The 11,656-nt window shown below is 42.0% G+C and carries 7 protein-coding genes and 2 pseudogenes; 6 read left to right on the forward strand and 3 right to left on the reverse strand.

The features are described from left to right. The first annotated feature begins 37 nt into the window (after positions 1-37). Both glnK and ACU6U9_RS06795 read left to right on the forward strand, forming a co-directional pair. Complete coding sequence (gene glnK / locus ACU6U9_RS06790) at positions 38-376, forward strand: P-II family nitrogen regulator (RefSeq protein ID WP_446734290.1); 339 nt, start codon at positions 38-40, stop codon at positions 374-376. An 88-nt stretch (positions 377-464) separates the two neighbouring features. Continuing rightward, complete coding sequence (locus tag ACU6U9_RS06795; RefSeq protein ID WP_446734291.1) at positions 465-1,736, forward strand: ammonium transporter; 1,272 nt, start codon at positions 465-467, stop codon at positions 1,734-1,736. A 225-nt stretch (positions 1,737-1,961) separates the two neighbouring features. Here ACU6U9_RS06795 and ACU6U9_RS06800 read toward each other — a convergent pair whose 3' ends face one another. From ACU6U9_RS06800 to ACU6U9_RS06810, 3 genes are all read right to left on the reverse strand, one after another. Continuing rightward, positions 1,962-2,972, reverse strand: coding sequence for an adenosine deaminase (locus ACU6U9_RS06800; protein ID WP_446734292.1), 1,011 nt, complete (start codon positions 2,970-2,972; stop codon positions 1,962-1,964). Between the two features lie 89 nt (positions 2,973-3,061). Further along, positions 3,062-4,027, reverse strand: coding sequence for an isopenicillin N synthase family dioxygenase (locus ACU6U9_RS06805; protein ID WP_446734293.1), 966 nt, complete (start codon positions 4,025-4,027; stop codon positions 3,062-3,064). Between the two features lie 65 nt (positions 4,028-4,092). Then, positions 4,093-5,181 (reverse strand): BMP family ABC transporter substrate-binding protein, encoded by a 1,089-nt coding sequence (locus tag ACU6U9_RS06810; protein WP_446735067.1) that lies wholly within the window; start codon positions 5,179-5,181, stop codon positions 4,093-4,095. A gap of 307 nt (positions 5,182-5,488) precedes the next feature. Here ACU6U9_RS06810 and ACU6U9_RS06815 point away from each other — a divergent pair, with 307 nt between their 5' ends. The 4 genes and pseudogenes from ACU6U9_RS06815 (at position 5,489) to urtA (ending at position 11,540) form a co-directional block, all read left to right on the forward strand. After that, the gene (locus ACU6U9_RS06815; protein WP_446734294.1) at positions 5,489-6,160 is read left to right on the forward strand and encodes a TorF family putative porin; all 672 of its coding nucleotides are present in this window, start codon (positions 5,489-5,491) and stop codon (positions 6,158-6,160) included. Between the two features lie 533 nt (positions 6,161-6,693). Next, positions 6,694-7,391, forward strand: a pseudogene (locus ACU6U9_RS06820) (IS982 family transposase); the annotation flags it as partial. Between the two features lie 101 nt (positions 7,392-7,492). Beyond that, positions 7,493-9,694, forward strand: coding sequence for a M64 family metallopeptidase (locus ACU6U9_RS06825; protein ID WP_446734295.1), 2,202 nt, complete (start codon positions 7,493-7,495; stop codon positions 9,692-9,694). Positions 9,695-10,255: 561 nt separating this feature from the next. After that, positions 10,256-11,540 (forward strand): annotated as a pseudogene (gene urtA / locus ACU6U9_RS06830) (urea ABC transporter substrate-binding protein). Positions 11,541-11,656 lie beyond the last annotated feature (116 nt).

The following is an 11,656-nucleotide window of genomic DNA, read 5'->3' on the forward strand; positions in this document are numbered from 1 at the left end:
AGTCTGATTGCTTTTTTTAACCCTCAAGGAGTTTGATATGAAATTGGTTACGGCCGTTATCAAGCCATTTAAATTAGACGACGTGCGCGAAGCACTCTCTGAAATTGGCGTTCAAGGCATTACCGTTACTGAAGTAAAAGGCTTCGGTCGTCAAAAAGGTCACACCGAACTGTACCGTGGTGCAGAATACGTCGTCGACTTCTTACCAAAAGTAAAACTCGAAATCGCCATTGATGACGCACTCACAGACAAAGTCATCGAAGCCGTATCGAAAGCCGCCAACACAGGCAAAATCGGTGACGGCAAAATCTTCGTGACAGCCCTAGAGCAAATCGTACGCATTCGTACCGGTGAGACAGGCGCTGACGCTGTTTAATGTTTTTAAACAAAAACATTAAACACTTTTAGTTTGTAAATTATTTCTGACGTTTTAAAAACGGATTGAAGCTTAATGCGGGGGCATTATGGAAAACAATGTGTTTCAACTTCAGTACGCCATGGATACCTTTTACTTCTTGGTATGTGGCGCACTTGTAATGTGGATGGCGGCTGGTTTCGCCATGCTCGAAGCCGGTCTTGTTCGATCAAAGAACACCACCGAAATATTAACCAAGAACGTGGCCTTATTCGCCATCTCTTGCACCATGTACATGGTCTGCGGCTACGCCATCATGTATGGCGGTGACCTATTCTTATCCGGCATCACCGAAGTCGACACCGCAGCCGTACTGGCTGACTACGCCGCTCGTGAAGACGGCTTCGAAGGCGGATCAATCTACTCAGGCGCATCAGACTTCTTCTTCCAAGTCGTCTTCGTCGCCACCGCCATGTCCATCGTATCCGGTGCCGTAGCAGAGCGCATGAAACTATGGTCATTCCTAGTATTCGCTGTGGTCATGACCGGTGTTATCTACCCAATGGAAGGTGCTTGGACATGGGGCGGTCAATCTGTCTTTGGCCTGTACTCCCTAGGCGATGACTTTGGGTTCTCAGACTTTGCCGGTTCGGGTATCGTCCACATGGCCGGTGCAGCAGCCGCCCTTGCGGGTGTACTACTACTCGGTCCACGTAAAGGTAAATACGGCCGTAATGGTGAAATCAACGCCATCCCAGGTGCCAACCTACCGCTCGCAACATTAGGCACCTTCATCCTATGGATGGGCTGGTTCGGCTTCAACGGTGGATCCGTTCTAAAACTGGGCGACATCGCCAACGCAAACGCCGTCGCCGTTGTCTTCACCAACACCAATGCAGCCGCCGCCGGTGGTCTCATTGGCGCACTCATCCTAGCGCGCATCTTATTCAAGAAAGCGGATTTAACCATGGCCCTTAACGGAGCATTAGCCGGACTGGTCGCCATCACAGCAGAACCATCCACCCCGACCCCACTAATGGCCACCATCATCGGTGCAATCGGTGGTGTTATCGTTGTGTTATCGATCCTAACGCTGGATAAAATGAAAATTGATGACCCAGTAGGTGCCATCTCTGTTCACGGTGTTGTGGGCTTATTCGGCTTACTGGTTGTGCCATTAACCAACGACGGCACCACCATCGGTGGTCAGCTAATGGGTGCACTCACCATCTTCGTTTGGGTATTTGCAGCAAGCTTCGTGACTTGGGGCATTATCAAAGCGGTTATGGGTATTCGTGTTAGCGAAGAAGAAGAGTATGAAGGTTCTGACCTTGCCGAATGTGGCATGGAAGCGTATCCAGAATTTACCAATAACGGGTAATTCTCGGACGTTTTAAATAACACACTCTAAACAAAAAGCCCGCTTAGTGATCTAAGCGGGCTTTTTGTTTTTTAAGGTTTGAATCTCGAAATAAGGTGCTGGTGGGCAGTGCCCGCCCTACGAATACGCTAACCAATAAGGTTTGTTTTTTTAGGTTTCGAATGTAGGTAGGGCATTACTCGATACAATCAGGTGTCGGTGGGCAGTGCCCACCCTACAAATACGCTAGCCTTTAGCTAACAAAGCTTGTTTTTCTGCGTCACTTAAAAAGCTGCTGTTAATACTATTGCGTGCAAGTTGCGTCGCTTGTGCTTCGCTCATGTGTAAGTGATCCGCAAGGGCGGTAAAGTTTTCTAACAGATATCCCCCAAAGAAAGAGGGGTCGTCAGAGTTCACTGTCACGTTTAAACCAAATTCTAAAAGCTTCAGAATATTGTGTTCGCTCATGTGTTCGTACACTTTTAAGCGCACGTTAGATAGCGGGCAAACCGTCAGTGGCATTTGGCTTGCGGCTAAGCGTTGCATTAAGGTTTCATCTTCGCTGCAGCGTACACCATGGTCGATACGATCCACATGGATCACATCAAGTGCCTGATAAATATATTCTGGTGGACCCTCTTCACCGGCATGCGCCACGGCTTTAAGGCCTAAGTCTTTTGCCATTTTAAATACGCGTTCAAATTTTTCTGGCGGGTGACCTAGTTCAGATGAGTCTAAACCGACGGCGGTAATGTGTTGCAAAAATGGCTTAGCTTGCTCTAGGCATTCAATGGCGTCTTCTTCACTTAAATGACGCAAGAAGCATAAAATTAATTTGCTGCTGATGCCTAATTTTTTATGCCCATCATTTAACGCATTTGTGATGCCATTAATGGCAACACTCATGTCGATACCCCTTTGGGTATGGGTTTGTGGGTCAAAAAATGGTTCGGTGTGAACCACACCATCTGCTTGGCAATGTAAAAGATAAGCCCACGTTAAATCATAAAAATCCTGCTCGGTGCGTAATACGTCAGCGCACTGATAATAAATATCTAAAAAGGACTGCAGGTTATGAAAGTCATAGGCTTTTTTCACCTCGTCAACGCTGGCATACGGTAATTTTATATTATTGCGCTCAGCCAGTTTGAACATTAACTCAGGCTCAAGCGAGCCTTCAATATGAAGGTGTAACTCTGCTTTAGGCAGTGCGCGCAAAAACGCTTCACTGGCCACGGTGTTGGGTGAATGTGACATGACAACTCCTAAGGTAACAATGGTGACAAGTATAGACTTAGCTGGCAGTGCCAGCTAATGGAGGTTAATAAGGCGAAGATATTAGCAGATTACGGGGTTTCAGTCCGGTAAGCATAAGTGGCATTAAAGCGAGACATGATCCAGTCGCCACTGGTGACCATGTCATATTTAGGCTTTTCACCTTCGGCAATGCAGCTGTCAATGCAGCGCACTTGGGTGTCGAACCTAGGCTCTACAAAAAAAGGCATGGAATATCGATGAGTGTCACTGGGCGGGCTAGCCACGCGGTGAGCGGTTGAGCGATATTGATCATTGGTCCAGCGTTGCATCAGGTCGCCAATGTTCACCATTATGCTGTCTTTAATTGGTGGCGCTGCAATCCATTGGTTTTGTGTGTTGCAGACTTCTAGGCCACCAATATCATCTTGCACTAATAATGTGATGCAGCCGTAATCGGTATGAGCACCAGCCGCTTTGGCTTGAGCGTCTACAGCGTTGTTGGGACGTGGTGGGTAATGTAACAAGCGCAGCACACTGATGTGATCATCAAAGTATTGTGTGAAAAAATCTTCTGGCTGTTTAAGCGCAATGGCCATAGCTTTTAATAAGTGTTTGGCTACTGTCATTAATAAACCGTAGTGTTGGTTCATTTGTTGGGCAAACCCCTCTAGCTCACCGTATTGGTTGGGGCCATATAATTGAGGGCAAGCGTTTGCCATGGGATGTTCTGGGTGAATATCCAATGCCATATCAAACGTTTCTTTCCAGTCTTGTGGTTGTGCTGGGTCCAGTTGTTCGGAGCCCGTTGTGCCCCAGCCTCTGTGGTTTGAGCTGTTGGCAATTAGAATTTTGTTTTTAATATGTTCAGGTTGAGCAAAAAAGCGTTGAGCTAAATCAAACATGCGCTTCATTTGCGTTGAAGAAATTCCGTGGCCTGTCATATAAAAAAAGCCCATTGCTCGACAGGCATGATCAATCTCTTTTGCCACGGCGAGGTAAGCTTGCTTATCATTTGAGCGCAGTGGCGAAATATCAATTAATGGAACGGTCTGCATGATGTTCTCGGTATTTTAGAGATTCGGTTGCGGCTTTCGAATGAAAGCCGCAGGGTCGCATGACATTATTTTGGAATGCTGGCGTCGATGCCTTTTACATACCAATTAATACTGTCTAGCTCTTCATCGGTTACCGTGTGGCCTGCTTCAATCACAAGTTTACCTTGGTTATCGTAGATAGGACCGGTAAATGGGTGGAATTGACCCGATTTAATTTCTTCGTATTTTGCTAATACGGCCGCTTTGGTTTTAGCCGGTAGGTTGTCGTTAATAGACGCGACAATGAGCATGTCATCCGAAAATCCCCCCCAGAAGTTTTGTGGCTCCCAGTTTTTGTCTAATACATTTTGGATAGACTTAATGTAATGACTAGACCACTGATCCTGAATTGAAAACATGTGCGCGTTTTTCGCAAACTGGCTCATGTCGGATGCTTGACCGATCCCTTTTACACCACGTTTTTCGGCTGCTTGCAGTGGTGCAGGGCTGTCTGTGTGTTGAATGATGACATCAACACCTTGGTCGATTAATGCGTTTGCGGCTTCGCTTTCTTTAACTGGGTCATACCAGGTGCTCACCCACATGATTTTGATTTTAACATCCGGGTTGACGGATTTTGCCGCCATGTAAACAGCGTTGATGTCACGAATCACTTCAGGGATAGGGAACGATGCAATATAGCCAATGGTGTTGGTTTTAGTTTCCATGCCGGCTGCAATACCGGACACATAGCGACCTTCATAAGTGCGCAATGCATAAGTGGACATATTCTTTGAACGTTTGTAACCCGTAGCGTGTTCAAACGCGACTTTAGGAAAACGCTTCGCCACTTTAAGGGTTGGGTTCATAAAACCAAATGACGTGGTGAATATTAGGTCAGAGCCACTTTGTGCCATCTGGCGAATAACCCGTTCGGCATCCGCGCCTTCAGGTACTTTTTCGACGTATGTGGTTTTGATTGTATCACCAAAATGCTTTTGAGCCTCAAGACGACCACGATCATGTTCATAAGACCAACCGTAATCCCCAACTGGGCCAACATAAACAAACCCCACTTTTAATGGGTCATCTTCAGCGACAGCGGTTTGGCCCATGCCAAGGCCCAAAGCAAGAGAGGCTGCAGTCAACAAAGACTGCCAATATTTGCGTTTCAACATATAAGTTCTCCGAATACGTCTAAGACGGTTGTTATGAATTCAGAGGGATATAGCAATAACTTGGCCAGATGGTCAGAAATATAAAAAGATGTGCGCAATACTCGAAAACAGCACTGTTTTAGAGAGTTTTAGTCATTTTTTGTATGAGATAAAAGACGACAGCGCACTAAAAACAGACTAAAAACCTTGAATTTGCACTGTAATTGATCAATAAAAGTATTTGAGTTTATTCACACAACGGTACTTATCATCAGAAAATGATGGGTAAATTGATTATGATAGAGGGCAAACAAGGAGACACACAATGACCCCAATCAAAATGACGGTTGCCGCTTCCCTTTTAGCGTGCACAGTATTTGCTCAGGCAAAAACCACTCACAATGTCAGCTTAGTGAGTGACTATGTTTGGCGTGGCATGAGTCAAACCGATAATAGCCCAGCGATTCAAGGCGGTTCGGACTATAAAAATGGCAACGCTTACGCCAGCGTCTGGTTTAGCAATGTAGAAGATGTCGACGGTTCGGAAGGCTTACCTGTCGAGATGGACGTCACTTTTGGCTATAACAATAAGTTTAATAGCTTCAACTTAGACACCAGTGTGATTACCTATAATTATCTGAATGACAGCATTCAGGATAAAACAGAGTTTCGTGTTGCGACATCGATTAATAAAGATATTGAAATCGCACTGCACCGCGAAGTGAAAACCAAATACTGGTACCCAGAGATCATTTTCGAAAAATACCTAGCAAACCGTTTGTATTTTGATGCGGCGATTGGTTACTGGAATGCAGATGATGCCGATGACGATGCATTGACTTTCCGTGCTGAAATCGCTCGTGACTTCCCTGAATTCCACCACATCGATATTTTTGCAGGTGTTAGTCATATTACCGATGAAACGCCTTTTGGTGCGGATAATGACAGTGACGATGGCGATACGCTGTTTATTTTAGGTGTGCGTAAAAAATTCTAACAAAACCTAAAACGCTAAAAAAGGATGGCTTGCCATCCTTTTTTTATGCCCGTCGTTTATTCAATACAAAAAAGGATACTGAGCTATTTTTCAGCCCCTTTTAAAGAAACAAACTAATATTGCCACCCACTTTAATGACAAGTAATAACTGAGCGTATTTGATTTAAATCTACATAGACCATACAAGACAGTAATGCGCCTTCATCAAGCCGCGCCTGAGATTTGAATCTTCCTTCCCAAAAGTGTCCTGTGCATTTATCTTCTCGTCAGTAAGGTAGTTGATGCCAACGCTCAAGCATCCCTGCCGTTGCCCTGCTTCGTAGTATCCATGTCAACATACAATACTAAATGTAAGTGGTTATGAATGATCGCGTGTGCACAAATACCAATAGTAAATACTTGAGATAATTGGAATATTCACTTTTCAATCCATACACGCCTGTGCTCATCACTCACACCCGTCTCCTTAAGGCTAGTTTATGAAAAGATATTTATACAAGTTATTATGGATGGCAGAATAATTTGTGAAAACAAGTGAAATAATGACCATTATTATCTGCTTCTATACCTCCTATTAGCGTGATTTTAAAAATGATTACTTCGGCTATATCTCACGTTTTTATCAAAAGGAGTACGCTAGCTTACTAAGCTATACCAGGTTCCTAAAATTAATACCTAAAGCTTTAGTCACATTAAGTTATTTATCTACACTCAAAGTGTGAGCCTACAGGCATTGAATTTATTGATTCTACCTGTATTAAAGTCTGCCACAACCTATGTACTACCCAACATAAAACATTCAGGGTATAGCTCAAAAAGGAACAGGAACAATGGGTTGGTTTTATGGATTTAAATTACCTATCACTACAAATGTTAAAGGTGAAATTGTTGCAGCTCAACTGACCACAGGAAATGTTCATAATACTAAGCCTGTTTCAGAATTAACCGCAGGACTAAATGGGAAACTTTACGCTGACAAAGGTTATATCAGTAAGAAACTTAAAGCTGACTTAAAGGATAAAGGCATAGAGTCGTGACGAATGTACAAAAGAATATGAAAGCAAAGGCTTTATCGTTGTGGGACAGGGCTATGCTCTTACAACGGTTTATAATTGAGACCATAAATGATCAACTTAAGAATATTTCACAAATTGAGCACTCAAGACATAGGCGTTCGCATGGGTTTATGTTGAATTTAATCGGTGGTCTTGTGGCTGATTGTCTAAAGTAAAATAAGCCAACCCTTAATCTTGATACTCTAGAGATGAATGCTATCGTAAAAGCTTAAACCGATCTGAGGTTAGTTAGTTCAAGCTTGTATGGGATTATTTCATGCCTGATATCAATAACGACCCATTAGAGGATACAACTAACGAAAATGCTTTTAAAAAATGGTCAATGCGTTCTTATTTCATTATTAATAACATAACGGTAAACAATAATATATCGGAGGGAATCAACATGCGCTTACTAAAAATGGTAACCAATACAGTTCTTGCTCTAATCGCTTTTAACGCACTATCAGCGCCTACACAAATAGATAACCGACAACTAAATATTATAATTTATAATCAAGAGCATAAACCGAAAATAAAAAATGCTATTGCAAATAAACGCATACAAAAAGTCACGCTAAATAAAAAAAGTAGTCAACGTGCAACCCAAAGCAAAGAAGTATTAACCTCCAAAGATTTAGTTGTTATAGGCCAAGATCAACACGGTAAAGAGTTAAGTCGCCAAATAGTAAAGAACCCATTGTATTTTAGAGCGGAAATCTTTGATGAACATTCTGGTGATATCTCCTTTTCTAAAGATATTAAGCGAGATTCTGCATTATTAAATATAGTAGTACCCGATAATGGAAAGTTACACTCAATAGCGGTATTTGAAGCACTGGAACAAAAAAATAAAACTATTAACTTATTACTTGGTGATTGTTACTTAACTAAAGACATGCAAAAGTCATTTGAATCGTTATCTTCAGCAGGTGTATTTAAGGTGATGGATAATGGGGAATCAAATAACAGAGCGGACGTTGTATTCTTGAGTGAAGGTTATACTGAAAGTGAGTTGAGTCAATTTAGTACAGATGTGGATAATATTATTAAAGGCTATTTTGATGTGTCACCATATTTAGAATATAAAAAATTATATAATGTTTGGCGTGTTGAGACGGCATCTATTGTTAGTGGTGCTGGGAATGGTAGCCCAATAAACACTAAGTTTGGAGCGCACTTTGGTTGCTATGGCATTGAACGCTTATTATGTGTTGATGAAACCAAAGTAATCAACTATATCAATAGTGTAATGGATTCGACACAAGCAGATCAGGTTGTAGTAGTGGTTAATACGCAGACTTACGGAGGGGCTGGCGGTACCGTAGCAACCATATCGTTGGCACCAGCAGCAATTAATCTTGCACTACACGAAGTCGGTCACTCGTTTGGTCATTTAGCTGATGAATATACCAATGGCACATGTATTACATCTGAGCCTACAGAAGCAAATGCAACAACTAATTCTTATGGCAGTAAATGGTCTCATTGGCAACATGCTAGTAATGTAAGTGCATACCAAGGAGGGCGGTACTGTACAAGTGGTATGTATAGACCAACATATGACTCTATGATGAATCATCTTGGTGTCCCATTTTATCAAGTAAATGAGGAAGAACTCATAAAACGTACCTACCATTTTGTGGATCCCATAGATTCGGTTTATCCAATTACTTCAAGTATCAATATAGGTGCTGAGCAAAGCCAAACGTTTACTGTTCAAACCGTTTCACCTGTACCAAACAGCATAAATATCAATTGGTATATTGATAATGAACGAAAAGGAAGCGGTAATGAATTTACTCTGGCTGCGAATGATTTTTCAAATGGTACCCACACTTTGCTTGTTCAAGTAAAAGACAATACCGATAAAGTCATAAAAGATGAGTATAACGTCACTCAAGATAGTCATAGCTGGCAGTTAATAATAGGAGGGGCTTGTACTCAAATACAAGCGCCGAATGGACTGGTGAGTAGTGATATCACCAGTAACAGTCTCACTATTACTTGGGGTGAAGTATCAAATGTAAGCGCATATCAAGTTCAAATTTTAGAAGGTGGTACTTGGTACACAAAGCAAACGGTTACTCAAAATATAGCTCATCTAACCAATTTTTCTCCTAGCCAAAATATTGATATCAGGATTATTGCTATCGGTAATTGCGGGCAAAGTTTACCTTCAGAAACTTTAAATATAACGTTGAAACCTGATATGGGGACGTGCTCATCCGTACCGAGTGTTCCAACTGGATTAACGGCTGACATTTATAGTGAGTATTACTTCAGAGTGTCATGGAATGAGACTGTAGGCGCTTCGTCATATAGTCTGCAAAAATGGATTGGAACTTGGGAATATTTAGCAACAACTACAACAAATTCGAGTGATTGGCTTTATTTAACGGGTATACAATATATCCGCGTAAATTCAACTAATGATTGTGGTAGCAGTGATTATAGTTCTCATATTAAAGTACGTTAAGGTGAATTTCAGAAATAGTCAGCAGCCGGTTTCTGAAGGGGACTGGAAAATTGCAAGTGATGAGTACGACTAAACTCAAGTGTGGGTACAAGAGTTTAGTGTGTATTGACATCAAAACGCTTACTTACTTGTATAAGTCGCTGACCAGTCATCTTCAGTAACAATATCATCACTGGTAAAGTAAATTAATAAGCTACCGGTAGATGAAGTTAATGTCTCAGGGAGGATTACCTTGCCACTACTTGTTTAAAGCCAAGGTCTGCCGCAAGTACGCTGGAAAAAACACTCAAAATTTGTTCTTGAGATGAGAGGTTTTGATTCATTAACAGGCGTATATAAATAATTGCGCTATCAGCGTGCAATTTTGGATTGCACAAAGGCCGTCGTATTTAAAATATGCGCCAATAAGTGCACTTAAATACAGCGTGCAAGGCATAAAAGAATATTTATGGTGCAAAAAAATAAATATAAGGACATAAAAATACGAATATAGGGCGTTTTATTTCATTGGCATACCCATTGCAAATACAGGAGAACAACACACTCAATAGGATAAGCAAAATGATGCGTAAGTTTTCTAAAATAGCAGGGGTTGCAGCACTGACACTGGGTGCTGCTATCGCACAAGCAAGTGACACTATAAAGGTGGGTGTGTTGCATTCGCTTTCCGGCACAATGGCGATTTCTGAAACCACATTAAAAGATACTGTTTCTAATGATGATCGAAGATCAAAATAAAAAAGGCGGCTTACTGGGTAAAAAACTAGAAGCTGTTGTGGTTGATCCTGCCTCTAACTGGCCTTTGTTCGCTGAAAAAACGCGCGAACTATTATCGAAAGAAGAAGTAGATGTAATTTTTGGTTGCTGGACTTCAGTATCACGTAAGTCAGTATTGCCTGTGATTGAAGAACTAAACGGTTTATTGTTTTACCCTGTGCAATACGAAGGTGAAGAGTCATCTAAAAATGTTTTCTACACAGGCGCCGCGCCAAATCAGCAGGCCATTCCTGCGGTTGATTACTTAATGAATCAAGGTGTTAAGCGTTGGGTATTAGCCGGTACTGATTATGTTTACCCACGTACAACAAATAAAATTCTTGAAAGCTACCTAAAAAGCAAAGGCGTGAGTGATAAAGATATCATGATTAACTACACGCCATTTGGTCACAGCGATTGGCAAACCATCGTATCAGACGTGAAAAAATTTGGTTCTACCGGTAAAAAAGCCGCGGTTGTTTCAACCATCAACGGTGATGCAAACGTACCTTTCTATAAAGAACTGGCTAACCAAGGTGTAAGCGCTGAAGATATTCCAGTGGTTGCATTTTCTGTAGGTGAAGAAGAACTATCTGGTTTTGATACCAAGCCTCTTGTTGGTCACCTAGCCGCTTGGAACTACTTCATGAGCGCAGAAAGCGATGCCAATGATGAGTTCATTGATAAGTGGCATGCATTCACTAAAAACGATGAGCGCGTAACGAATGACCCAATGGAAGCCACCTATATTGGTTTCAAAATGTGGGCCGCTGCGGTTGAAAAAGCCGGTAGCGCTGAGGTAGATAAAGTACGTAGCAATATGTACGGCCTAAAAGTACCTAACCTAACAGGTGGTACAGCGGTCATGAATACTAACCATCACTTATCTAAGCCAGTATTAATTGGTGAAATCCAAGAAGATGGTCAATTTGATATTGTTTGGAAAACCGATGGTGAGGTGGTAGGTGATGCTTGGACTGACTTTCTACCTGAAAGTAAAAACCTTGTTTCAGACTGGAAAAGTCTAAATTGCGGTAATTACAACACGACGACAAAAGTATGTGCAGGCTCTGAAGTCGCAGCTGAATAACAATAATAAACGCGCCCCTAATAACCATTAGCGGGCGCATTCCTTTTGATTAAACCTTGTCTTTATACTTCTAGCGAATTGAATTAGAAGATGACAATGGGTGCTCAAAATTCAGT

This window comes from Pseudomonas sp. HK3, from assembly GCF_052920985.1.